Raw genomic sequence first — 25,810 nt, forward strand, 5'->3', positions numbered from 1 at the left:
ATATTAAATTATTAAAGTCGTTTCTAACCTGGCGGGCGCCTCTTGGCGCGCCCTGACAACACGACTTCTGCTTGACGCTTACGTAAAGCAAGCCGTAGGTTGAGTGCTGCATACCTCGCCGAGCGACACCATGAACAGTCAGACCTACAGCATTTCCGAGCTCGCCCGTGAGCTGGATATCACCACCCGCGCCATCCGCTTTTACGAAGAGCAAGGCATGCTCTGCCCCGAACGCAAGGGCCTGGAGCGCATCTACACGGCCCGTGACAAAGTCACCCTGAAACTGATCCTGCGCGGCAAACGCATCGGTTTTTCGCTGGCTGAATGCAAGGACCTGATCTCGCTCTACGACCCTGCCGGTGGCAACCAGAAACAGTTGCAGACCATGCTCGGCAAGATCGCCGAACGACGTGAACAGCTCGAACAACAATTGCTGGACATCCGGCAAATGCAACTGGAGCTGGACACCGCCGAAGAGCGTTGCCGGGCTGCGCTCGATAAAACTGCTGCCACTTCACACTGACTACCACAAGGCGCTGCCATGTTTCTTCCACAAAAGGTAAATATCGTTGAAGTCGGCCCGCGTGACGGCCTGCAGAATGAAGCACAACCCATCAGTATCGGCGACAAGGTGCGTCTGGTGGATGACCTGACGGCAGCCGGACTGAGCCACATTGAAGTCGGTAGTTTTGTTTCGGCCAAATGGGTGCCACAGATGGCTGGCTCCGCCCAGGTGTTCGAAAATATCCAGCGGCGTGAAGGCGTTATCTACTCTGCCCTGGCACCCAACCTGCGCGGGTTCGAAGATGCTTTGGTGGCGGGCGTCAGAGAGGTCGCGGTGTTTGCAGCGGCAACCGAAGGGTTCTCCCGACGTAACCTCAATTGCTCGATCAGCGAAAGCCTGGAGCGCTTTGCGCCCATCATGGCGGCGGCGCGGATGCATGGTGTGCAGGTTCGGGGTTATGTGTCGTGCGTGTTGGGCTGTCCTTATGAGGGCAGTGTCTCGCCTCAGCAGGTCTCCGCCGTTGCCAACGAACTCTACGCAATGGGCTGCTATGAAGTTTCGCTGGGCGACACCATCGGCACCGGCACGCCGGGTGCCACGCGGGCATTGTTCAACGCTGTCTCTGCGCAGATCCCGCGTGGCAAGCTCGCCGGGCACTTCCATGACACTTACGGCCAGGCGCTGGTGAACATCTACGCCAGCCTGGAGGAAGGTATTCAGGTCTTCGACAGTTCCGTGGCAGGCCTCGGCGGCTGTCCGTACGCCAAGGGTGCCAGCGGCAATGTTGCCACCGAGGACGTGCTGTACATGTTGCAGGGCATGGGCATTGAAACCGGGGTAGATCTGGACCAGGTCATTGCCGCAGGCCAGCGCATCTGCGACGTACTGCAACGCAGCAATGGCTCGCGCGTGGCCAAGGCGCGGTTGTCTGCTTAACGACTGTCACCTGTCGGTAACAGGGTGCGACAACTTGTCACACAGTGTTACCCTGCCCCGCGTCCAGTCTAGACAAACGGGTAACACGGAAACACTCGACAACCGAATCAGATGGCCCGATGCCCGAAAAAGACGTTCAGCTCCCGGTATTACGGGGCTTTTAAAAAACTGGCACGGGTCCTGCTATATCACTTGTACAACAAAAATAAAAACACGCAGCAACCCAATAAAAACAACACGTACCGGCTCTGACATAACAAGAACAACACGGACAGAGACGTAGCTAACAGATTTTTTTGAAGTGGACAGCTTTTCTGAACTGCTTGCATTGCAAGTCGTTCTGCAGCCAGACAGAGAACAACAAAACTGCCCTGAGGCAGCTCCGGAACTGGTTGGATCAACATGATGAAAGCTTGATCAGCGCTCAAAAAAATACGTTTGCTCTTGGTCCCGCATGCGGACCGCTCAAAAAAGCAGTGAAGGGCCAGGTCGCCAAAAACAACAACAGGCCACCCGAAAAACAAAAAAGAGCATAGATACATACCTTGAAGGGGAGCCCAGGCTCCCCTTCGTGCTTTCCAGCGTTTGCTTTTGCCTCCCGACCCTCCCCCACCCTCCGCGCACAAGCCTGATTGACAGCACACACCCGCAGGTTTACGTTAACGTAAAGGTCATGGCCAATCCACATAGAACCATCTCCAAGAATAAAACAGGAACGCTACCCATGAGTTACCCCAGCCTGAACTTCGCCCTGGGCGAAACCATCGACATGCTGCGCGATCAATTGCAATCCTTCGTCGCCGCAGAGCTTGCCCCTCGCGCTGCGCAGATCGACAAGGACAACCTTTTCCCTGTCGACATGTGGCGCAAATTCGGTGAGATGGGCGTGCTCGGCATCACCGTCAGCGATGAATACGGTGGCGCAGGCCTGGGTTATCTGGCGCATGTGGTGGCGATGGAAGAAATCAGCCGTGGCTCGGCATCGGTGGCGCTTTCCTACGGCGCACACTCCAACCTGTGCGTGAATCAGATCAACCGCAATGGCAGCCCGGCACAGAAAGCCCGATACCTGCCCAAGCTCATCAGCGGCGAGCACGTTGGCGCGCTGGCCATGAGCGAACCCAATGCAGGCTCGGACGTGGTATCGATGAAGCTGCGCGCCGACAAGCGCGGCGATCACTACGTACTCAACGGCAGCAAGACCTGGATCACCAACGGGCCGGACGCCAACACCTATGTGATCTACGCCAAGACCGATCTGCAAAAGGCTGCGCATGGCATCAGCGCATTCATCGTCGAGCGGGACTGGAAAGGCTTCTCCCGCGGCAGCAAGTTCGACAAGCTGGGCATGCGCGGCTCCAATACCTGCGAGCTTTTTTTCGATGATGTCGAGGTGCCCGAAGAGAATCTGCTGGGCGTGCTTGATGGTGGTGTCAGAGTCCTGATGAGCGGCCTCGATTATGAACGGGTGGTGCTGTCTGGCGGGCCGACCGGCATCATGCAGGCCTGCATGGACGTGGTGGTGCCGTACATTCACGACCGCAAGCAGTTTGGCCAGAGCATCGGCGAGTTCCAGCTGATTCAGGGCAAGGTCGCAGACATGTACACCCAGCTCAACGCCAGTCGCGCCTACCTGTATGCGGTTGCCCAGGCCTGTGATCGTGGCGAGACCACGCGCAAGGACGCAGCGGGCGTGATCCTCTACAGCGCCGAACGCGCCACGCAGATGGCGCTGGATGCCATCCAGATTCTGGGCGGCAATGGCTACATCAACGAGTTCCCGGCCGGTCGATTGTTGCGCGACGCCAAACTCTACGAGATCGGTGCAGGCACCAGCGAGATCCGGCGCATGCTCATCGGTCGCGAACTGTTCAACGAAACCCGTTGATTGCGGAGCTACCATGACTATTCTGCAGACTCGCATCAACGTCCGCTCGCAGGAATTTGCCCTTAATCGCACCGCGCTGCTCAAGCAGGTCGAAGAACTCCGTACGCTGCTGAGCATCGTTCGCCAAGGCGGCGGGCCCAAGGCCCAGGAGCGCCATACGTCACGCGGCAAGTTGCTGCCCCGTGAGCGTATCAACCGTTTACTGGACAGCGGATCACCGTTTCTGGAGATCGGCCAACTGGCCGCCCATCAGGTGTATGGCGAAGAGGTTCCGGCCGCGGGGGTAATTGCCGGTATCGGCCGGGTCGAGGGCGTCGAATGCATGATCATCGCCAACGACGCGACGGTCAAAGGTGGCTCCTATTACCCGCTGACCGTCAAAAAGCACCTGCGTGCGCAGACCATTGCCCAGCAAAACCGCCTGCCGTGCATCTACCTGGTGGATTCCGGTGGTGCCAACCTACCGCGCCAGGACGAAGTGTTTCCGGACCGCGAACACTTCGGGCGCATCTTCTTCAATCAAGCCAACATGAGCGCACAAGGCATTCCCCAGATTGCCGTGGTCATGGGTTCCTGTACCGCAGGCGGGGCCTATGTTCCAGCCATGGCCGACGAAGCGATCATGGTGCGCCAGCAAGCCACCATCTTCCTCGCAGGCCCGCCACTGGTAAAAGCCGCCACCGGCGAAATAGTCAGCGCTGAAGACTTGGGCGGTGCGGATGTGCATTGCCGCACATCCGGGGTGGCCGACCATTATGCCGACAGCGACGAGCACGCGCTGGCATTGGCGCGACGCAGCATTGCCAATCTGAACTGGCGCAAACAGGGCCAGTTGAACGCTGTCACGCCCATTGCGCCGCTGTACGCCAGCGAGGACCTGTACGGCATCATTCCAGCCGACACAAAACAGCCGTTTGACGTACGCGAAGTCATCGCGCGCTTGGTGGATGGCTCGGTACTGGATGAATTCAAGGCGTTGTTTGGCACCACGCTGGTCTGCGGCTTCGCCCGCCTGCATGGCTACCCGATCGCGATTCTGGCCAACAATGGCATCCTGTTCGCTGAAGCCGCCCAGAAAGGCGCGCACTTTATCGAACTGGCCTGCCAGAGGGGAATTCCCCTGCTCTTTCTACAGAACATCACCGGCTTCATGGTCGGTCAGAAGTATGAAGCCGGGGGTATCGCCAAGCATGGGGCCAAGCTGGTGACCGCCGTTGCCTGCGCGAAGGTGCCGAAGTTCACGGTCATTATCGGCGGCAGTTTCGGTGCAGGAAATTACGGTATGTGTGGCCGCGCCTACGACCCGCGCTTTCTATGGATGTGGCCCAACGCGCGAATCGGCGTGATGGGTGGCGAGCAGGCAGCGGGCGTGCTGGTGCAGGTCAAGTGCGAGCAGGCGGAACGTGCCGGCCAGGCCTTCAGCGCCGAACAGCAGGCCGAACTGAAGCAGCCGATTCTCGATCAGTACGAGCATCAAGGCCACCCTTATTACTCCAGCGCCCGCCTGTGGGACGACGGAGTAATCGACCCGGCACAAACCCGCGACATTCTTGCGCTGGCCCTGTCCGCCTCGCTCAATGCGCCCATCGAACCTACTACCTTCGGCCTGTTCCGGATGTAAGACGGGAAATCACCATGACGTCGACCTCATTCACAACCGTAGAGTTGATCACCGACCCACGTGGCTTCGCCACGCTGTGGCTGAATCGAGCGGACAAGAACAATGCCTTCAATGCGCAGATGATTCGCGAGCTGATCCTCGCGCTGGACCAGGTACAAAGTGATGCCAGCCTGCGCTTCCTGCTGGTGCGCGGGCGTGGCAGGCATTTCAGCGCGGGTGCCGATCTGGCCTGGATGCAGCAGGCAGCAGAGCTGGACTACAACACCAATCTGGACGATGCCCGTGAACTGGCAGAGCTGATGTACAGCCTCGCCAAATTGAAAATTCCGACGCTTGCGGTGGTGCAAGGTGCAGCTTTCGGTGGAGCGCTTGGCCTGATCAGTTGCTGCGACATGGCCATTGCGGCAACGGATGCGCAGTTCTGCCTGTCGGAAGTACGCATCGGCCTGGCTCCAGCGGTTATCAGTCCGTTTGTGGTGCAGGCAATCGGCGAACGCGCGGCGCGGCGCTACGCGCTGACCGCCGAGCGTTTCGATGGCCAGCGAGCGCAGCAGATGGGGCTGATAGCCGAGTGCTACCCGGCTGCCGACCTGCAAGCCCGCACGCAGGAGTGGGTCGACAACCTGCTGCTCAATAGCCCTCAGGCCATGCGAGTCAGCAAAGAGTTGCTGCGCGAAGTCGGCAGCGGCGAACTCACACCTGCATTGCGTCGCTACTGTGAAAGCGCCATCGCGCGCATCCGCACCAGCGCCGAAGGCCAGGAAGGCCTGCGCGCCTTCCTGCAAAAACGCACATCCGCCTGGCAGCCAGGCTGCGATCAATCGCCAGCAAAGCTTGCAGCCCGGCAAGAATCACAGAAGGACTCGCAATCATGAGCACTCCCGAGCTGACCACGCTGCTGATCGCCAACCGCGGTGAAATTGCCTGTCGCATCATGCGTACCGCGAAAACCATGGGGCTCACCACGGTCGCCGTGCACAGTGCCATTGACCGTGATGCTCGGCATAGCCGTGAGGCTGATGTCCGTGTGGACCTTGGAGGCAGCAAGGCAGCAGAAAGCTACCTGGCTATCGACAAGCTTATCGATGCGGCCAGGGCAAGCGGTGCGCAGGCGATTCACCCCGGTTATGGTTTTTTGTCCGAAAATGCCGACTTTGCCCGCGCCATCGAAGAGGTCGGGCTGATTTTCCTCGGTCCACCCGCCTCGGCCATTGACGCCATGGGTAGCAAATCTGCCGCCAAGTCGCTGATGGATCAAGCTGGCGTGCCGTTGGTGCCTGGCTATCACGGCGACGCGCAGGACATCGAGACGTTCCGCAGCGCCGCTGAACGCATCGGTTATCCCGTGCTGTTGAAAGCCACGGCAGGCGGTGGCGGCAAAGGCATGAAGGTGGTGGAGTACAGCGGCGAACTGGCCGAAGCGCTGGCCTCTGCTCAACGCGAGGCGCTTTCTTCGTTCAGCGACGCGCGAATGCTGGTGGAGAAATACGTCCTCACCCCGCGCCACGTCGAGATTCAGGTGTTTGCCGACCGCCATGGTCACTGTCTCTACCTCAATGAGCGCGACTGCTCCATTCAGCGCCGACACCAGAAGGTCGTCGAAGAGGCACCTGCGCCCGGCCTGACACCCGAACTGCGCAAGGCCATGGGTGAAGCGGCGGTCAGGGCCGCACAGGCCATCGGTTACGTGGGCGCAGGCACGGTGGAATTCCTGCTGGACGCGCGCGGCGAGTTTTTCTTCATGGAGATGAATACCCGCCTGCAAGTCGAACACCCGGTGACCGAGTACATCACAGGCCTGGATCTGGTGGAATGGCAGATTCGGGTGGCCAGAGGCGAACCACTGCCCATTACTCAAGAACAAGTGCCACTGATCGGCCACGCCATTGAGGTCCGGCTATATGCCGAAGACCCGGCCAACGATTTTCTGCCCGCAACCGGCACGCTGGCGCTCTACAGAGAATCCACGTCTGGCTCCGGCAGGCGTGTGGACAGCGGCGTTAGCGAGGGCGACAACATTTCACCCTTCTACGACCCCATGCTCGGCAAGCTGATTGCCTGGGGCGAAAACCGTGAGCAGGCCCGTTTGCGCCTGCTCGGCATGCTGGATGAGTTCGCAGTGGGCGGTGTCAGAACCAACCTGGCATTTTTGCGCAGAATTATCGCCCATCCGGCGTTTGCCGCCACTGAACTGGACACTGGCTTCATCCCCCGCCATCAGGATCAATTGCTGCCGCAAGCGGGTGAACTATGTGAGGAACTCTGGCAGGCCGCCGCCGAGGCCTTCAGCCAGAGCGAAACGGCACGCGTCGATCAAGCCGACCTGCACTCGCCCTGGGCGGTCACGACAGGCTTTCGCGCAGGCCTGCCTGCAGAGACGGATCTGCGACTGAACTGCAATGGTCAAACCCGAACCGTCTACCTGCGCAACAGCAGCGACTCACCGTTCAAACTCAGCAACGAGCATCTGACTGTCGAACACAACGGCGTGCGCCGCTCACATCTGGCGATACGCCGTGGCGATGCGCTTTACCTCAAATGGCAAGGCGACCTGCACATCATCACCCGACTTGACCCCATCGCGCAGGCCGATGCCGGTTATGGCCAGCATGGCGGCCTGACAGCGCCCATGAATGGCAGCATCGTGCGCGTGCTGGTTGACGTGGGTCAGGCGGTCGAGATCGGGGCGCAACTGGTGGTGCTGGAGGCCATGAAGATGGAACACAGCATCCGCGCTGCCAGTGCCGGCGTTGTCACAGCGCTTTACTGCCATGAGGGAGAGATGGTCAACGAAGGCGCAGTACTGGTGGAACTGACCTGACCATCAGCGACGGCCGCACACGAAAACGCCCTGAACAGTCAGGGCGTTTTGCGCAGCAGAGAACGGCTTAGTAGTAAGCGTTTTCTTTCTGCGTATGGTCAGTCACATCGCGAACGCCCGACAGCTCGGGAATGCGCTCAAGCAACGTACGCTCGATACCTTCCTTCAACGTGACATCAGCCTGACCGCAACCCTGGCAACCGCCACCGAATTGCAGAACGGCAATGTTTTTCGCCTCTTCTTCGACCACATCGATAAGCGTGACCTGGCCACCGTGACTGGCAAGGCCCGGATTGATCTCGGTTTGCAAATAATAATTGATGCGCTCGTTGATCGGGCTGTCGGCATTAACCATCGGCACCTTGGCGTTTGGTGCCTTGATGGTCAACTGGCCGCCCATGCGATCAGTGGCGTAGTCAACCACGGCATCATCCAGAAAGGCTTCGCTGAAACCATCGATCCAGGCTGTGAAGCTCTTCAGGCCGATAGCCTTGTCTTCCGGCTTTTCTTCACCCGGCTTGCAGTAGGCAATGCAGGTTTCAGCGTATTGAGTGCCGGGCTGGGTAATAAATACGCGGATGCCAATGCCCGGGGTGTTCTGCTTTTCCAGCAGATCGGCCAGATAATCGTGGGCGGCATCGGTAATAGTGATAGCGGTCATGAAAATTCCTCGCAGACGTGCTGGCAGTTTACGCCAATCGGCACCGCCACACAAAGTCCTAGTATTTTTGTCAGGTTAATGCCTGCGCCTGGCTGACCGCTCGGCGCCCGTCCAGCCAGCTCTTCATCCGTCGGTAAAGGCCCTTCTCGATCCATTCATAACTGACCCAGGCACCGATGGCGATAATCGGCACACAGAACGCGAACACCACATAAGGACTGAGGCCAAAGCGTTGCGCCATCAGCAACCCGCCGTACAGCACCAACACATGCAGCAGGTAGACCGAGTACGAGCAGTCGCCCAGTACCTTGAGCAGCCTGTTGCCTTGGAAATACGGTTCCAGCGAGATGCACGATAGTACGATCAAGGCACTCGGCAGGCCCCAGTTGAGCAGACGCTGCTCGTTGGTCAGGTTATTGATCGCATACAGCCCTACCGCAATGCCCGCCAGCGGCAGCCATAGCGCCTGTTTGATCCAGCCACGGCGATAGAGAATGCCGATGCCGATCCCCAGCAGGAATTCGTAAATGATGTCGTTGCCGTAGAAGCGGCTGATCAGCCCGGCGCGAGCCAGAACCTCGCTGACCGCAAACAGCGCTGCGGCAATGATCAGCGGCCGGTGACGCTGTTGGAAGAGGAACACCATCGAGAACAGCAGGTAGAAAAACATCTCATAGTTGAGCGTCCAGCCGACGTTAAGCGTTGGGTAGAGGCCATAACCACCGGGGTTTTCGGAAGGAATGAATACCAGTGACAAGAGGAAGTTCTGCCAGCCGATGACCTGATGCGGGAGCATCGGCGCTGCAATCAGCAACAACAACGCCATGGCGGCGGTGTACAGCCAGTAGGCCGGAACGATGCGAATCAGACGATGCAGAATGAAGCGCCGTGCAGGCATATCGCTGTTCTGCGTAGACAAAAAGATAACCAGACCACTGATGACGAAGAAGATATCAACGCCGACCGCGCCCTTCGAGACAAAGAACTGCCCTACCGGGCTGCTCGCCTTGAAATCGAAAAAAATCTGCATGAAGTGATGACACACCACGACCCACGCTGCGAACGCCCGTAGCGCCTGAACTGAAATCAACATCACAAAAAACCTCTACTTCCTGACTTTCAATCATGAGCCGCTGAATAAACCGGCCTATGACGCGCACCATTTCGGACCACCTTTTTGGAAAAAAGGTCGCGCAAGATACATTTCGTTCAGGAAGTAACGATGGCCGCAGGCCATGTTTTATATGGCCTGCGGTTGAATGACGCCGGTTTTAAAGGTTCTCGTAGCGGTTCATATCCAGCACGCCTGCTTCATGCGGTTCAGTTTCCTGAATATAGCGATTCAGATCGTGGAAGTAGGTCCAGAACAACGGATGAGTCCGCCGCACGCCCCAACGCTGGACGATCTGCTCAAAGCTTGCCTGGTCCTTGCTCTGCTGCATGGCGTCGACAAAAGCAGGCACCTGCGTGACAGGAATGTTGAACATGAAGTTCGGGTAACTGCTGAGTACGCCCGGATAGACTGTCAGTGTGTCCAGCCCCGGGATATAGCGATAAGACTCGCCCAGCAGAAACGCGACATTACTGTGTGCACGGTTGCGCAGCATGCTGTAGATCATGCGTTTGCCGTTGCTGCCCTCGATACGCAGCATGCTTGCTTCCGGTAATTGATCGATGACTTTCAGGCCCGCCGCCGGGCGTGACGTCAAACGGCTCAGTGCCTGTTCCGCCTGGGCAAAACTGCTATCGAGGTTCGGCCTGGAGCAATAGGCCCCGCTGCAGCGATTGATCGGATCAGGCGCGGCATTCAGGCTGCCGGAACGCTCGATCAGCTTGAACGCAAAGTCGCGCTGCGCGGCCTTTTCATCGAGCTTGATACCTGTCGGCGTATCGTCGTCGATCTTCTGGTAATCCAGCCACATCTTGATCTTGCCGCCATCCTGATAAAGATCGCTGAGTATGTCTTCCCGGCGATCGGCAGGCATCAGGCGCAGGAAGTTGATTTCAGCGCCGTTGCGGATCAAATCGAAATACAGCCGGGTCTGTGCCTGATGTGAAACGTTGCCATAGACATCGAAGTTCACCGCCAACTGATAATAGGTGCGTTCCAGCAGCGGGAAGTCGAACAACCACATGGAATGCGGCACGTCGCCGATCAAGCCTTTATTGACCGAAGCGCTGTCGAAATGACGGAAAACGGTCAGCAAGGCATTGTCATTGCCAGCCCACAGCGTGCTCCACCCCGGCGCTGGCATTTTCGCGTAACTGTCGCGGCGCAGGTCTTCATACTCATTGCGTCGGTCGCGGTAGGACAGCCACAGGCCCAGCACGCTGCCCACGTCATCGTTCTGACCCGGCATGGCCAGCAATGGCGTGACCTCCCCGCGATACGTCGCATCGGTGATGTAGCGATCGTGCGACGGGTCCTGGAACAGCACCCAGAATTGATCGCGAATCACGTCTGTGGCGATCTGCCCGCGACAGACCGGCCCGCGAATGAACGTACGAACGAAATACTCGGCGTTGTCGAGCATGAACTGATAACGCGCCGCCGCAGGGATGGCTTCGAAGGTCAGAAACGGATTGGCACGATGGCCAGGGCCGTAACCCGGCAATGCGCTGACTTTCCAGTCGGCCCCGTAGAACAACTGCCTGACCCGCGCCAGTTTCTGCGGGCTCATGGCGTAGGTAATGTGGGTCTTGTGAACGATCACACCTTGCACGGGGATCAACCGGTAATAGAAGTCGCTGCCCGGATCGTCGTCGGGACGACGGGTAGCGATCAGGTCCACAGGTTTGCCGCTCGGAGTTCGCGAGCGCACCCACTGGAAGAAGTGCCCCGCCTCACTACCCTCGAAATAGATGTGCGCCAGGAACAGGTGCTCGAACAGCCAGCGACCGACCAGCGCCTGATTCGCGCCAGGCTCGTTGAGCTGCGCCTCCCAGGCATTGATCTGCGCGGCCTCGGTGACACTCAGGGTAATGGTCTGCTGCTCCACCGGCGCACCGGCAGCCAGCCAGCGCTGCAGGGTCTGGTATTCGGCATCGGTCAGGCCGGCGACCGCCAGTGGCATGCCTTGTTGCGCATGAGCTGCGGCATAGGCGTTGAATTCGCCGGGCAGCGGGCAGATATTTTCGCGATTGATGCCCAGTGCGATCTCGTCCGGAATTTTGCTGTTGGCCGGCAACGGCGCGCTGCGCCCCAGATCGAGCATGCGCGCCATCAGGGCTGCCTGACTGCCCTGGGCCTCCAGCACCGAGTAAAAACCCTTGCCGCGCCAAGCCTCGGTATCACGCGCATCATAAAACAGTCGGGTTGGCGCTACCGCCTCACTGCGCTCGCCTTGGTAGACCGGGATCTTGCTGGCACCACGGCTCACGCCTTCCCCGCTGCCCAGGTTCAACTGGCAGGGAGCGTCGTTGCAGGCATGGCAAGCAACGCATTTCTCGGTAAGGATCGGCTGAATATCCTTTACGTAGGAAATAGCCGGGGTTGCCGGTGTGGCTGAAGTTGTCTGGGCCTGTGCAGCACAGCATATAAAAAGCAAGGCGATGCTTGCCAACAAACGGTGCGGCATATCCCGTAGGCTCTGCTATTAAAATCGGACAATTCTACAAGGCCGTAATCGACTCCAACATGAATGATTTTCATGCAAAAGCCGCAGCACCACCAAAACCGTTCCGGTTTGCTATCATCCCGTCCTTTAAAGTATCGACCTTCTCAAGGTAGCCCCCATGTCTGACCGCAGCGCCCGCCATCAAGCCTTTCTCACTGCTCTGAAACAGAGGATTCTGATCCTCGATGGCGGCATGGGCACCATGATTCAGAGCTACAGGCTTGAAGAGCAGGATTATCGGGGCAAGCGCTTCGCCGATTGGCCAAGCGATGTGAAGGGCAATAACGACCTTTTGATCCTGACCCGCCCTGACGTGATCGGCGCCATTGAGAAGGCTTATCTGGATGCCGGCGCCGACATCCTTGAAACCAATACCTTCAACGCCACTCAGGTCTCCCAGGCCGACTACGGTATGGAGTCGATTGTCTACGAGCTGAACGTCGAAGGCGCACGCCTGGCGCGCAAGGTCGCAGATGCCAAGACCCTTGAAACCCCGGACAAGCCACGCTTCGTCGCCGGCGTGCTCGGCCCTACCAGCCGCACGTGCTCGCTGTCGCCGGACGTCAACAACCCTGGCTATCGCAACGTCACATTCGACGAGTTGGTCGAGAACTACAGCGAAGCCACCAAGGGGCTGATCGAGGGCGGTGCCGACCTGATCCTGATCGAAACCATTTTCGACACCCTTAACGCCAAGGCGGCGATCTTTGCCGTGCAGGGCGTGTTCGAAGAAGTGGGTTTTGAACTGCCGATCATGATTTCCGGGACCATCACCGATGCGTCGGGACGCACCCTGTCGGGACAGACCACAGAAGCCTTCTGGAACTCGATCAGCCACGCCAAACCAATCTCGGTCGGCCTGAACTGCGCACTGGGTGCCAGCGAGCTGCGCCCTTACCTGCAAGAGCTGGCCAACAAGGCCAACGCCCATGTATCTGCGCACCCCAACGCCGGTCTGCCCAACGCCTTTGGCGAATACGACGAGCTGCCGAGCCAGACGGCGAAGATCATCGAAGAGTTCGCGCAAAGCGGCTTCCTGAACATCGTCGGTGGCTGCTGCGGTACGACGCCAGCGCACATCAAGGCGATTGCAGAGGCTGTTTCGGGCTACGCGCCACGCGAAATTCCGGACATTCCAAAAGCCTGCCGCCTGTCGGGCCTGGAGCCGTTCACCATTGATCGTCAGTCGCTGTTCGTCAACGTCGGCGAGCGCACCAACATCACTGGCTCTGCCCGCTTTGCCCGTCTGATTCGTGAAGACAACTACACCGAAGCGTTGGAAGTCGCCCTGCAGCAGGTCGAAGCCGGCGCCCAGGTGATCGACATCAACATGGACGAAGGGATGCTCGACTCGAAGAAGGCCATGGTGACCTTCCTCAATCTGATCGCAGGCGAGCCGGACATTTCCCGCGTACCGATCATGATCGACTCCTCCAAGTGGGAAGTGATCGAGGCCGGTCTCAAATGTATCCAGGGCAAGGGCATCGTCAACTCCATCAGCATGAAGGAAGGCGTCGAGCAGTTCATCCATCACGCGCGCCTGTGCAAGCGCTATGGTGCGGCCGTGGTGGTGATGGCCTTCGATGAACAGGGGCAGGCCGACACCGAGGCGCGTAAAAAGGAAATCTGCAAGCGCTCCTACGACATTCTGGTCAACGAAGTGGGCTTCCCGCCAGAAGACATCATCTTCGACCCGAACATCTTCGCCATCGCCACCGGTATCGAAGAGCACAATAATTATGCCGTGGACTTCATCAACGCCTGCGCCTACATCCGTGACGAGCTGCCGTATGCCCTGACCTCGGGTGGAGTATCCAACGTTTCGTTCTCGTTCCGCGGCAACAACCCGGTGCGCGAGGCGATCCACTCGGTGTTCCTGCTGCATGCGATCCGCAACGGCCTGAGCATGGGCATTGTCAACGCCGGCCAGCTGGAAATCTACGACCAGATCCCGGCCGAACTGCGTGACTGCGTCGAAGACGTGGTGCTCAACCGCAACCCCGAAGGCACCGACGCACTGCTGGCAATTGCCGACAAGTTCAAGGGCGATGGCAGCGTCAAGGAAGCCGAAACCGAAGAATGGCGCAGCTGGCCGGTCAATCAGCGGCTGGAGCATGCGCTGGTCAAGGGCATCACTACTCATATCGTGCAGGACACCGAAGAGTCGCGTCTTGCTTTCAATCGCCCCATTGAGGTGATTGAAGGCCCATTGATGTCGGGCATGAACGTGGTCGGCGACCTGTTTGGCGCAGGCAAGATGTTCCTGCCTCAGGTGGTGAAGTCCGCACGGGTCATGAAACAGGCAGTGGCGCACCTGATCCCGTTCATCGAGCTGGAAAAAGGCGACAAACCCGAAGCCAAGGGCAAGATCCTCATGGCCACAGTCAAGGGCGACGTCCATGACATCGGCAAGAACATCGTCGGCGTGGTGCTGGGCTGTAACGGTTACGACATCGTCGACCTCGGGGTGATGGTGCCTGCCGAGAAAATCCTTCAGGTAGCGCGCGACGAAAAGTGCGACATCATTGGTCTGTCAGGCCTGATCACGCCATCGCTGGACGAAATGGTCCATGTTGCCCGGGAAATGCAGCGTCAGGACTTCCACCTGCCCTTGATGATCGGCGGCGCGACCACTTCCAAGGCGCACACGGCGGTCAAGATCGAGCCTAAATACAGCAACGACGCAGTCATCTACGTCACTGACGCTTCACGCGCGGTGGGCGTGGCGACCCAGCTACTGTCGAAAGAATTGAAACCGGCCTTCATCGAAAAGACCCGTCTGGAATACGTCGAAGTACGTGAGCGTACCTCGGCACGCAGTGCGCGCACCGAGCGTTTGAGTTATGGCGCGGCAGTGGCGAAAAAGCCGCAATTCGACTGGGAAAACTATACCCCTGCCCAACCGACCTTCACCGGAACGCGGGTCTTGCAGGACATCGACCTGAACGTGCTGGCCGAGTACATCGACTGGACGCCGTTCTTCATCTCCTGGGACCTGGCCGGTAAATACCCGCGCATCCTGACCGACGAGGTAGTTGGTGAAGCGGCCACCGCGCTGTATGCGGACGCCACCCAGATGCTGCGCAAGCTGATCGACGAGAAACTGATCAGCGCCCGTGCGGTGTTCGGCTTCTGGCCAGCCAACCAAATCAATGATGATGATCTGGAAGTTTACGGCGACGACGGCAAGCCGCTGGCGAAGCTGCATCACCTGCGCCAGCAGACCATAAAGCCTGACGGCAAGCCGAATTTCTCGTTGGCCGACTTCGTCGCACCGAAAGACAGTGGCCTGACCGACTACATCGGTGGCTTCATCACCACCGCCGGCATTGGTGCCGAAGAAGTTGCCAAGGCCTATCAGGACAAGGGCGACGACTACAACTCGATCATGGTCAAGGCTCTCGCCGACCGTCTGGCTGAAGCCTGTGCCGAATGGCTGCACCAGCAGGTGCGCAAGGAATACTGGGGTTACGCCAAAGACGAGGCGCTGGACAACGAGGCGTTGATCAAGGAGCAATACTTGGGCATTCGTCCGGCTCCTGGCTACCCGGCCTGCCCCGATCACACCGAAAAAGGCACCCTGTTCGCCCTGCTCGACCCGCTGCCGGAAGGCACACCCGAACATACGCCCGGCAAAAGCGGCGTGTTCCTGACCGAGCACTACGCAATGTTCCCGGCTGCGGCCGTCAGCGGCTGGTACTTTGCCCATCCTCAGGCGCAGTACTTTGCGGTAGGCAAGGTGGATAAGGATCAGGTCGAAAGCTACACCGCCCGCAAAGGCCAGGACCTGAGCGTCACCGAGCGCTGGCTGGCACCCAACCTGGGTTATGACGAGTAAGCACTGACCGGTTACTTGCCGCCTGGGCGATCAGGCGGCAACATGCTTTTCAGAGAAAATGGTGAGTCCTCGCCAAAAGCCCCCACGTTGAATGCCTGGATATCAAGCCGGTAGCTCTCCTCGCGGGTTGCGTTCAGAAAGCGTTGCGTGTCCTGCGGCTCGACCAGGTGCAACACATCGATAGTGCGTGCGCCGACCTGTTGCCGGGCTTGCCGCTGGGCAGTGTCATAGCGGTGCAACAGGATGATTGCCCATCCGCCCAGGGTGAAATGCCCGGTAGCAACCACGCTCAGGTTGCCATTGAGCTGGGCCTGCAATGAAAGCGAGGTGCCATTGATGGCGCTGAACAACACATCTTCACCCGGTTTGCCGCCTTGTTCCCGCAATGCATCCATCGCACCGAACGCCATTTGCTCGTTGGCAGCCCACACCAGGCGTGTCTGCGGATAGCGTTTGAACAACACGCGCGCCTGCTCAAGTGCGCGATCCCGACGCCATCCTCCCAACGCAATTTGCCGCAAGTGCACCTCCGGGTGCTCTGACAGGGCGCGCAGCATGCCTTTTTCACGCAACAGGGACACTGGCGTAGTGTTAGTGCCGGAGAACGCGAGCATTTCAAGCCCCTGACCATCCATGACCGGCTGAGCAAGGCTGATAAGCCTTTTCGCCGTCAGGTAACCGCCCTGCTCGTCGTTGCCGACCAGGCTGCCAATGAAATCCGGATAACGCGACGGCAGATCACCCAGAATACGAATCTGATCCGCCGTCAGTGTATTGTTGACGGCAAACAGCTTGACCCCGCTGCCTGTAGACATACGCAGGATTTCAGGGGCGACATTCAGCTCATTGGAAAACATCAGGTAATCCGGACGTACATACCCTTGCAGCGTCTCGCGCGCCATGGCCAGCAATTTGCGGGTGTCACGGTCGGTATAGAGAATTTTGAGCGACATACCGGTGGTATCGGCGGCCGTCTGCATCACCCGGGCATGGCTCTGCCAATAGCCATCGGTTTCTGTACCGGGACTCAGAAATACCACCGAGGCAGCACATGCAGATCCGGTCCACAGAAAGCCGGATAGCACCAGCCAGCCAACAAATAGCGCCTTCATATCAACGAACCTTGAAGTAGCAGGAATTTATCGCTACACGCGAGTTATCGGCTGCTACAGCAAGGTTCTGGAGACTCCGGCAAATTCTTTGTTCAGCCTGTCACTGGCTGCTGGCCCAGAACATCGCGGCGCCCACGGCCAGTATCACAATGAACAGAATGGCCCAGGTGTCCACGGATCTGCCCGGCTTGGTTACTTTCGGGTGCTTGCTCATCGCATCGCCTCTTGTCGGTCTTATGGGTGATTGCATATGAAAGGAAGGGTTACGACACTCATTCGGCATCGGTCAATGCACAGTTAAGTCGAGTCTTGCCCACACGGCAAGCAGGGATATGATCAAACCTTTTTTGCTTATCGCTTTTAGTGATTTGCATATATATAAACATCACTTTTATCGATATCTGCAAACTGCTATCGTCGCCTTCGCTCCCGACGGAGTGCGCGGCCGTGCGCGCAGAATTGACCAGATGAAGCAGGCTACCGCGAGTGACGGGTGTGTGCCTGGACTGACGCAGCTGCCCTGCTTCATGACGAAGCCTGAGAACAGGACCTATATGTACGTATACGACGATTACGATCAGAAGATCATCGAGGACCGCGTCAAGCAGTTCCGGGATCAGACCCGACGCTATCTGGCCGGGGAACTGAGCGAAGAAGAATTTCGACCGTTGCGCCTGCAAAACGGTCTTTATGTACAGCGCTTTGCGCCGATGTTGCGTGTGGCGGTTCCATACGGCCAGCTGACCTCGCGTCAGGCGCGCATGATGGCCAAAATTGCCCGTGACTACGACAAGGGTTACGCGCACATCAGTACCCGCCAGAATGTACAGTTCAACTGGCCTGCGCTTGAAGATGTACCGGATATTCTCGCTGAACTGGCGACCGTGCAGATGCACGCGATCCAGACCAGCGGCAACTGCCTGCGCAACGTGACCACCGACCAGTTTGCCGGTGTTGCCGCAGACGAGCTGGTGGACCCACGTCCATGGTGCGAAATCGTCCGTCAGTGGACCACGTTCCACCCGGAGTTTGCCTACCTGCCGCGCAAGTTCAAGATCGCAATCAACGGCTCGACCAGTGATCGCGCCGCCATCGAAGTGCATGACATCGGTCTTGAGCCGTTGCGCAACGAAGCCGGCGAGCTGGGCTTCCGTGTCCTGGTGGGTGGCGGTCTTGGCCGTACGCCGGTTGTTGGTGCCTTCATCAACGAGTTCCTGCCGTGGCAGGACCTGCTGAGTTATCTCGACGCCATCCTGCGGGTCTACAACCGTTATGGCCGTCGCGACAACAAGTACAAGGCGCGGATCAAGATTCTGGTCAAGGCACTGACGCCTGAAGTTTTTGCCGCCAAGGTAGACGCCGAAATGGCTCACTTGCGTGGCGGTCAGACCACCCTGACCGAAGCCGAAGTGCAGCGCGTTTCCCGGCACTTCGTCGACCCGCAATACAAGGCTCTCAGCGACCAGCACGCCGAACTGGCAGCGTTGGACGCTCAGCACCCAGGCTTCGCTCGCTGGCGTCAACGCAATGTGCTGGCCCATAAAAAGCCTGGCTACATTGCTGTGACCCTGTCGCTCAAGCCAACCGGCGTTGCGCCGGGCGACGTGACCGACAAGCAGCTGGACGCAATCGCCGATCTGGCCGATCGCTACAGCTTTGGTCAACTGCGCACTTCCCACGAGCAGAACATCATCCTGGCCGACGTCGAGCAGGCCGAGCTGTTCACTCTGTGGAACGAGCTGCGCGACAATGGTTTTGCCACACCGAACATTGGTCTTCTGACCGACATCATCTGCTGCCCTGGCGGGGATTTCTGCTCGCTGGCCAACGCCAAATCGATTCCGATTGCAGAATCCATCCAGCGCCGCTTCGACGATCTGGACTACCTGTTCGATATCGGCGAGCTGGACCTGAACATTTCCGGCTGCATGAACGCTTGCGGCCACCACCATGTCGGCCATATCGGCGTGCTGGGCGTGGACAAGAAAGGTGAAGAGTTCTACCAGGTCTCACTCGGCGGCAGTGCCAGCCGCGATGCGAGCCTCGGCAAGATCCTCGGTCCTTCCTTTGCCCAGGAGGCGATGCCGGACGTGATCGAGAAGCTGATCGACGTCTACGTTGAAAAACGTACCGAAGACGAGCGCTTTATCGACACCTACCAACGTATTGGCATTGACCCTTTCAAGGAGCGCGTCTATGCAGCGAATCATTAAGAACAACGAAGTCATTGATGAAACCTGGCACCTGTTGCCGAAGGAAACCACCTTTGACAGCCTGTCGAACGCTGATGACCTGATCGTGCCGCTGGCGCTGTGGCGTGAACACGCTCACGCACTCAAGGCACGTGACGGCGGCCTTGGCGTATGGCTGGACAGTGATGAAGAAGCTGAAGAGATTGGCGCAGATGTGGACCAGTTTCAGGTCATCGCCCTGAACTTTCCGGCGTTCACTGACGGTCGTAGCTTCTCGAACGCGCGCCTGTTGCGTGATCGTTTTGGCTACAAGGGCGAATTGCGCGCCATCGGCGACGTGTTGCGCGATCAGTTGTTCTACATGCGCCGCTGTGGCTTCGATGCGTTTGCGGTACGTGCCGACAAGGATCCGTATGAAGCGCTGGAAGGTCTCAAGGACTTCTCGGTCACCTATCAGGCTGCAACCGATGAGCCGCTACCGCTGTTCCGGCGCCGCTGATTCAGGCACCTTTGAGTCATCGCTCACATAAGATGACTATCGTTCCCACGCTCCGGTGTGGGAACGCAGTTGTGGGCGCTCTGCGCCCTCGTTTGTGGCGCTGCGCGTCACAAAAGGGTTCTTCGATGTCAGGTAGATTCAGATAAGACTCAAGCCCCCTTTTCGCCTCTCGGCGCCCTACTTTGAGGGACCAAAGCAGGCAAAGTCCTCGCTCCTGTTTCCGGCCCGACTTCGTCGGGTTCCTTCGGTTGAAAAGCACTTTAAAGCAGGTGGCTAAAGCACGGCTTAGATACTAATGACGATCGTGCCGACGCTCCGCGTCGGCATGCAGTTCGTGACGCTCTGCGTCACACAGCGGTTCTGTGATATCGGGTAACTTGAGGCTCGACTCAGGCCACCTTGCCATCCACACCTACCAAAACCGCTGCTGAGTCAAACGTCCCCACCACTTAGCAGCCAGTTGGTCCGCCGAGGTTGCAGCTGCCATTCCCATGCGTTCCTGAAGGCTTTTGCGTTGCACGTAGTGCAGGTGGAACACGTCGGCATCCTTGGCGCGCTCGGCCAGGTACTCGTCGCTGGTCTTGAGTTCGTCGACCAGCAGTTTATCGACCGCGGCCATGCCGAGCCATACCTCGCCCGTCGCCACTTCGTCGATGGACAATTGCGGGCGGTAGCTGGCAACGAAGTTCTTGAACAGGTCGTGGGTGATGTCCAGGTCCTGCTGGAATTTCTCGCGACCCTTCTCGGTGTTTTCGCCGAACACCGTCAGGGTTCGTTTGTATTCGCCTGCGGTCAGCACTTCAAAATCAATGTCGTGCTTCTTCAGCAGTCGATTGACGTTGGGCAACTGCGCAACAACGCCGATGGACCCGAGAATGGCGAAGGGTGCGCTGATGATCTTGTTGCCGATGCAGGCCATCATGTACCCGCCACTGGCCGCGACCTTGTCGATGCATACGGTCAGCGGAATACCGGCCTGCCGGATGCGCGCCAGTTGCGAGGACGCCAGACCGTAGCTGTGCACCATACCGCCACCGCTTTCCAGACGCAGGACCACTTCGTCCTTGTCGGTGGCCAGCGTCAGCAGCGCGGTAATTTCATGACGCATGCTTTCAGTGGCCGAGGCCTTGATGTCACCGTCGAAATCCAGCACATAGACACGGGCTTTGGGCTCGGCCTGCTTTTTTTCTTTTTTCAGGGCCTTGCCCTGCTCTTTGCGCAGTGCCTTGAGGCGCTCCTTGTCGAGCAAGGATTGCTCAAGCCGCTCACGCAGGCCTTTATAGAAGTCATTGAGCCGGGTGACCTGGAGCTGCCCCGCCGTTTTGCGACGCCCCTTCCCACGCATGGACGCAATGGCAACCAGCACCACCACGATAGCGATTACCAGCGTCACGGTTTTAGCCAGAAAACTTGCGTAATCGACAACGAAATCCACGAATATCCCTCATTTGCGTCAGGCCCTTACCAATCAAGGGCCGCAATGAATGCAGCATACCGACGCCCTGTGCGACGCACCAGCTATCGAGGCGTTACAAACCATTAAAACGATGATTTCAAACGAGCGTATGTTTTTTCATTGACAGTCGCCCGGCATCCCTCATAACCTCGACCGACCTTCAACGTACCGAGACGACACGGACGTGGGCAGCATCTACCTGATACGACATGGCCAGGCCTCATTTGGTGCAGACGATTACGACGTACTGTCGCCTATGGGTGTTCGTCAGTCACAGGTGCTGGGTGCTCACCTCGCGCAGTCGGGCATAACCTTTGACCGGTGTGTATCGGGTGAGCTTCTGCGCCAGAAAGATACCGCACAGCATGTGCTGGGCCAGTACACCGAAGCAGGTATCGAAACGCCTCCCGTGCAGCTCGACAGCGCTTTCGATGAATTCGACGCTGAAGGCGTGATCAGGGCGTTGATACCCACGATGCTTGTCGATGAGCCGCAGGCGCTGGATATTCTGCGCGACGTCGCTGGCAACCCCGCAGGGTTTCATCGGTTGTTCAACCTGATCACCAAACGCTGGCTGAGTGGCGAGCACGACACGCCGGGGCTGCAAAGCTGGCAAGGTTTCGTGGACCGCGTCAAGGCAGGCCTGGACAGAATTCTTCAGGACGCAGGTCCGCATGAGCGTATTGCCGTGTTCACCTCCGGCGGCACCATTACCGCCCTGCTCCACCTTGTTACCGGAATGCCTGCAGCAAAGGCACTGGAGCTGCACTGGCATATCGTCAACACTTCTCTGCATCAGCTCAAATTCAAAGGCAACGACGTTACCCTGGCTTCCTTCAACGGTTACACACATTTGCAACTGCTGAAGATGCCGGAGCTCATTACCTATCGCTGAGCTCGGCCAATCACGTCCTTGCGGACGCTAGTACTCACCACAAAAGGATCAAGACATGACCTCAGTAGCAGACGCCGTACAAACCATGAAGAACAAGTTCAACCCGGCTGCTGCTGCCGGTCTGGACCTGGTCTTCGGCTTCAATATTACCGACGAAGACAAACACTACGCCCTGATCGTCAAGGACAGCACCTGCGAATTGCAGGAAGGCGAAAACCCTGACGCCAACGTGACCCTGGTAATGGACAGCGAAACCCTCAAGGGCATCGTCAGCGGCGAGACTGATGGCATGCAGGCGTTCATGGGCGGTAAGCTGCGCGCCGAAGGCGACATGATGCTGGCCATGAAGCTCAGCGAACTGTTCCCGGTGTAAACACCTGGCACTTTGCAGGCTGCACCACCAAAAAACCGAAGCCCCGCCGGCTTCGGTTTTTTTGTCTGTGCCGTTCTGTACAAAGCAGCAATCAGAGCCGCTGATTGCCCGGCAACACGCTAGTCTATAACGCTGCCGCGAGCTTGCTCGCGGATCGGACGATCATTAGATTAGTCAATAGTTTGAGCTGACGATAATAAACATAAGGTATACGCATGGCACTGACTGACCAGTCCACCGGGATTCGCAGTGGCGAAGAACTGGACGCCTCTCTGATAGATCCGTACCTGAAGGCGCATCTGGCGGATCTGCATGGCACCCCGGCGATCAGTCAGTTCCCCGGTGGCGCATCGAACCTGACCTATCTTATTCAGTACCCCGAGCGCGAGTTGGTGCTGCGGCGCCCACCGTTCGGACACAAGGCGCGATCGGCACATGACATGGGTCGTGAATATCGCATTCTCAATCAGCTCAGGAATGCCTTCCCCTATTGCCCGCAAGCGTACCTGCACTGCACGGATGAATCGGTAATCGGCTCGGAGTTTTACGTGATGCAGCGCGTCAAGGGGATCATCCTGCGCTCTGACCTGCCGTCCGAGCTGGCGCTGGATGCACGACAGACCGAAGACCTGTGCAAGAGCTTCATCAACAAACTGGTGGACTTGCACCGCGTTGACTTCCAGGCGTGCGGCCTGGGTGATCTGGGCAAGCCCCAGGGTTACGTGCAGCGGCAGATTTCGGGCTGGACCGAGCGTTATGAAAAAGCGCGAACCCCGGACGCCCCGGCCTGGGAGCAGGTCCAGGCCTGGCTGGCAGACAAAATGCCCGCCGACTCGCCCACCTCTAGCATCGTGCATAATGACTATCGCTTCGACAATGTGATCCTCGATCCTGACAACCCGATGAACATCATCGGCGTACTGGACTGGGAACTGACCACGCTCGGTGATCCGCTGATGGACCTGGGCAATACCCTCGCCTACTGGGTCCAGGCTGACGACCCGCTACCGGTTCAGTTGACGCGTCGCCAGCCAAGCAATGCCCCCGGCATGCTGACGCGCCAGGCGTTCGTCGACTATTACGCCGAGCGTTCGGGCATCCGTATCGACAATTTCGACTTCTACTACACCTACGGCCTGTTTCGTCTGGCCGGTATCGTGCAACAGATTTACTACCGGTTTTTCCATGGACAGACTCAGGACAAGCGCTTTGCCCGGTTCATTGACATGAACAGGCTGCTGGAGCAGATGAGCCTGAATGTGATCACCAAATCCAGCCTTTGACCGCTAACGCCAAGACAAGGAAACGACATGTCCAGAACCCAGCTTTTCGACCTTGATGGCAAGGTTGCTTTTGTTTCAGGTGCCAGCCGGGGAATCGGTGAAGCGATTGCCAGACTGCTCGCTCAGCAAGGCGCGCATGTTGTTGTGTCGAGCCGCAAGCTCGACGGTTGTCAGGCGGTTGCCGACGCCATCATCAGCGAGGGCGGCAAGGCCACAGCCATTGCCTGCCACATCGGCGAGATGGAGCAGATAACCAGCGTTTTTGCCCAGATTCGCGAGCAATTCGGACGCCTGGATATACTGGTCAACAACGCCGCCACCAACCCGCAGTTCTGCAATGTGCTGGACACCGACCTCAGCGCGTTTCAAAAGACCATCGACGTGAACATTCGCGGCTATTTCTTCATGTCGGTAGAAGCCGGCAAGCTGATGCGCGAAGGCGGCGGTGGCAGCATCATCAATGTTGCATCCATCAATGCAGTGTCGCCGGGTGCCTATCAAGGTGTCTATTCAATGACCAAAGCGGCGGTGGTCAACATGACCAAGGTGTTCGCCAAGGAATGCGCCGAGTTCGGAATTCGCTGCAACGCTCTGCTGCCGGGCCTCACAGATACCCGATTTGCATCGGCGCTGGTCAAGAACGATGCGATTCTAAATATGGCCCTGGCGCAGATCCCGCTGAAACGCGTCGCAGCGCCCAGCGAAATGGCTGGCGCGGTCCTGTATCTGGCAAGCGCAGCATCCAGCTACACCACCGGCGTTGCACTTAATGTAGACGGCGGATTTTTATCCTGATGGCTTGAATTGACTGTCACGCCTAGAAAATGAATTAATTTTCCATATTTTAAATTTATGGAATATATTTTCCGCACAACAACAATCCTCTCTGGAGAATGTCATGCGGGAATCCCCTTCTACGTCGCAGGCGCAACTGGGCATCGGGCTGATCGGCACCGGTTTCATGGGCCGTGCCCACGCCCTGGCCTTCGGCAATGCCAATGCCGCCCTTGATCTGCCGGCACGCATTCGGCTGACCGCCCTTGCGGATGCGGACAGCGTCAGGGCCGAGCAGTGCGCCAGCGCCTGGGGCTTCGATCACAGCCACGCTGACTGGCAGCACCTGATCAGTGATCCGCAGGTGCAAATCGTGGCGATCACAACACCCAATCATCTGCACTTCCCCATGGCCATGGCCGCCATCGCCGCAGGCAAGGCGGTGTATTGCGAAAAACCGCTGACGGTGAGCCTCGCCCAGGCCGACGAAATGCGCCGTAGCGCCAAGTCCGCCGGGGTTGTTACTCAGGTTGGCTACAACTACCAGCACAACCCGATGATTGGCCTTGCCAGGGAAATGATCGACGCGGGCGAACTGGGCGATATCGTCAGCTTTCAGGGCGAGTTCAGCGAGGACTTCATGGGTAGTCCGTCTGCCCCTTGGTCGTGGCGTTGCGAAGCGGCCCATGCGGGCGGCGCACTGGCCGATCTGGGCAGTCACTTGCTGGCGATGGCTCGCCATTTGCTGGGCGATGTCGAAGCGGTCTGCGCAGACTCCAGCACCGTACACCGCCAACGCCCTGCGAGTAACGGAAGCCAGGAAATGCGTAGCATCGCAGTGGATGACCAGACCCACGCACTGCTGCGTTTTGCCAATGGTGCGCGCGGAACGTTCAGTAGCAGTTGGCTGAAACACGGCTACAAAAACCACCTGAGTTTCGAAATCAGCGGCACCAAGGGCACACTGGCATTCGATCAGGAGCGCCTTAACGAACTGCGCATCTATCGCACTGGCGCAGCTGGGCGCGATGGTTTTCAACGTCTTCTGGCAGGTCCTGCGCAACCCGGTTACGCGGCGTTTTGCCCGGCTCCGGGTCACCAGTTGGGTTACAACGAACTCAAGGCACTTGAGGTACAGGCACTGATTCTTGCGGTATGCGGCAAGGGCAGCCGTGGTCCTGACTTCGAAGAAGCCTGGCAGATCGAGCGTCTGGCGACTGCCATTCGCCTCGCCGCCGCCGAGCAGCGCTGGGTCGCGCTCAGCGATATCTGACTTCCTGCAACGCTTGGCAAGGGGGTAGAATGCGCCACGTTCAGGCAGCCATTCTGCCCCCTCCCG

General features: G+C 58.4%; 19 protein-coding genes and 1 pseudogene. 14 read left to right on the top strand and 6 right to left on the bottom strand.

Annotation, left to right across the window (positions count from 1 at the left end; all coding sequences use genetic code 11):
* Positions 1–130 precede the first annotated feature (130 nt).
* Both RGM3321_RS25280 and RGM3321_RS25285 read left to right on the top strand, forming a co-directional pair.
* A complete protein-coding gene (locus RGM3321_RS25280; protein ID WP_244395319.1) occupies positions 131–523 on the top strand; it encodes a MerR family DNA-binding transcriptional regulator in 393 nt (130 codons plus the stop codon).
* Positions 524–541: 18 nt separating this feature from the next.
* Positions 542–1,441 (top strand): hydroxymethylglutaryl-CoA lyase, encoded by a 900-nt coding sequence (locus tag RGM3321_RS25285; RefSeq protein WP_244395320.1) that lies wholly within the window; start codon positions 542–544, stop codon positions 1,439–1,441.
* A gap of 283 nt (positions 1,442–1,724) precedes the next feature.
* Here RGM3321_RS25285 and RGM3321_RS25290 read toward each other — a convergent pair.
* A pseudogene (locus tag RGM3321_RS25290) lies at positions 1,725–1,983 on the bottom strand (hypothetical protein).
* A gap of 182 nt (positions 1,984–2,165) precedes the next feature.
* On the opposite strand from RGM3321_RS25290, the gene RGM3321_RS25295 reads away from it, so the two are divergent.
* From RGM3321_RS25295 to RGM3321_RS25310, 4 genes are read left to right on the top strand one after another with little or no spacing between them, the layout of a single operon-like run.
* Entirely contained in the window at positions 2,166–3,329 is a 1,164-nt protein-coding gene (locus tag RGM3321_RS25295; protein WP_244395321.1) for an isovaleryl-CoA dehydrogenase, read from the top strand.
* Between the two features lie 13 nt (positions 3,330–3,342).
* A complete protein-coding gene (locus RGM3321_RS25300; RefSeq protein WP_244395322.1) occupies positions 3,343–4,950 on the top strand; it encodes a carboxyl transferase domain-containing protein in 1,608 nt (535 codons plus the stop codon).
* Positions 4,951–4,964: 14 nt separating this feature from the next.
* Complete coding sequence (locus RGM3321_RS25305; protein WP_244395323.1) at positions 4,965–5,825, top strand: gamma-carboxygeranoyl-CoA hydratase; 861 nt, start codon at positions 4,965–4,967, stop codon at positions 5,823–5,825.
* Complete coding sequence (locus RGM3321_RS25310) at positions 5,822–7,771, top strand: acetyl/propionyl/methylcrotonyl-CoA carboxylase subunit alpha (protein WP_244395324.1); 1,950 nt, start codon at positions 5,822–5,824, stop codon at positions 7,769–7,771. The genes RGM3321_RS25305 and RGM3321_RS25310 overlap by 4 nt, the downstream gene beginning before the upstream one ends.
* A 67-nt stretch (positions 7,772–7,838) precedes the next feature.
* On the opposite strand, the gene nfuA is transcribed toward RGM3321_RS25310, so the two are convergent.
* From nfuA to RGM3321_RS25325, 3 genes are all read right to left on the bottom strand, one after another.
* On the bottom strand, positions 7,839–8,432 hold the full coding sequence (gene nfuA, locus RGM3321_RS25315; protein WP_002553665.1) for a Fe-S biogenesis protein NfuA: 594 nt from the start codon (positions 8,430–8,432) through the stop codon (positions 7,839–7,841).
* 70 nt (positions 8,433–8,502) lie between these two features.
* Positions 8,503–9,525 (bottom strand): acyltransferase, encoded by a 1,023-nt coding sequence (locus tag RGM3321_RS25320; protein ID WP_244395325.1) that lies wholly within the window; start codon positions 9,523–9,525, stop codon positions 8,503–8,505.
* 178 nt (positions 9,526–9,703) lie between these two features.
* Positions 9,704–11,836 (bottom strand): fatty acid cis/trans isomerase, encoded by a 2,133-nt coding sequence (locus RGM3321_RS25325; protein ID WP_244395364.1) that lies wholly within the window; start codon positions 11,834–11,836, stop codon positions 9,704–9,706.
* Positions 11,837–12,167: 331 nt separating this feature from the next.
* Here RGM3321_RS25325 and metH point away from each other — a divergent pair, with 331 nt between their 5' ends.
* Entirely contained in the window at positions 12,168–15,887 is a 3,720-nt protein-coding gene (gene metH / locus RGM3321_RS25330) for a methionine synthase (RefSeq protein ID WP_244395326.1), read from the top strand.
* A gap of 11 nt (positions 15,888–15,898) precedes the next feature.
* Here the strand turns inward: metH and RGM3321_RS25335 are convergent, their stop codons facing one another.
* Positions 15,899–16,999 (bottom strand): ABC transporter substrate-binding protein, encoded by a 1,101-nt coding sequence (locus tag RGM3321_RS25335; protein WP_244395327.1) that lies wholly within the window; start codon positions 16,997–16,999, stop codon positions 15,899–15,901.
* A gap of 554 nt (positions 17,000–17,553) precedes the next feature.
* Between RGM3321_RS25335 and RGM3321_RS25340 the strand changes: the two genes are divergently transcribed.
* Together RGM3321_RS25340 and RGM3321_RS25345 are read left to right on the top strand one after the other, a co-directional pair.
* Complete coding sequence (locus RGM3321_RS25340) at positions 17,554–19,212, top strand: nitrite/sulfite reductase (RefSeq protein ID WP_002553658.1); 1,659 nt, start codon at positions 17,554–17,556, stop codon at positions 19,210–19,212.
* Positions 19,196–19,690, top strand: coding sequence for a DUF934 domain-containing protein (locus RGM3321_RS25345; protein WP_054988720.1), 495 nt, complete (start codon positions 19,196–19,198; stop codon positions 19,688–19,690). Before RGM3321_RS25340 ends, RGM3321_RS25345 begins: the two co-directional genes overlap by 17 nt.
* A 412-nt stretch (positions 19,691–20,102) precedes the next feature.
* Here RGM3321_RS25345 and sohB read toward each other — a convergent pair whose 3' ends face one another.
* Positions 20,103–21,125: a protease SohB gene (sohB, locus tag RGM3321_RS25350; RefSeq protein ID WP_058401476.1), complete on the bottom strand. Its 1,023-nt coding sequence runs from the start codon at positions 21,123–21,125 to the stop codon at positions 20,103–20,105.
* A 205-nt stretch (positions 21,126–21,330) separates the two neighbouring features.
* Between sohB and RGM3321_RS25355 the strand changes: the two genes are divergently transcribed.
* The 5 genes from RGM3321_RS25355 (at position 21,331) to RGM3321_RS25375 (ending at position 25,744) form a co-directional block, all read left to right on the top strand.
* Positions 21,331–22,041, top strand: coding sequence for a histidine phosphatase family protein (locus RGM3321_RS25355; protein ID WP_244395328.1), 711 nt, complete (start codon positions 21,331–21,333; stop codon positions 22,039–22,041).
* A 55-nt stretch (positions 22,042–22,096) separates the two neighbouring features.
* A complete protein-coding gene (locus RGM3321_RS25360; protein WP_055008848.1) occupies positions 22,097–22,414 on the top strand; it encodes an SCP2 sterol-binding domain-containing protein in 318 nt (105 codons plus the stop codon).
* A gap of 215 nt (positions 22,415–22,629) precedes the next feature.
* Positions 22,630–23,697 carry a phosphotransferase family protein gene (locus RGM3321_RS25365; RefSeq protein WP_244395329.1) on the top strand — a complete coding sequence of 356 codons (1,068 nt, stop codon included), beginning with the start codon at positions 22,630–22,632 and terminating at the stop codon, positions 23,695–23,697.
* A 27-nt stretch (positions 23,698–23,724) separates the two neighbouring features.
* Positions 23,725–24,492, top strand: coding sequence for an SDR family oxidoreductase (locus RGM3321_RS25370; RefSeq protein WP_005743582.1), 768 nt, complete (start codon positions 23,725–23,727; stop codon positions 24,490–24,492).
* A 103-nt stretch (positions 24,493–24,595) separates the two neighbouring features.
* Entirely contained in the window at positions 24,596–25,744 is a 1,149-nt protein-coding gene (locus RGM3321_RS25375) for a Gfo/Idh/MocA family oxidoreductase (RefSeq protein ID WP_244395330.1), read from the top strand.
* The last annotated feature ends 66 nt before the right edge of the window (positions 25,745–25,810 follow it).

It is taken from the genome of Pseudomonas sp. RGM 3321, from assembly GCF_022836805.1.
Lineage (GTDB): Bacteria > Pseudomonadota > Gammaproteobacteria > Pseudomonadales > Pseudomonadaceae > Aquipseudomonas.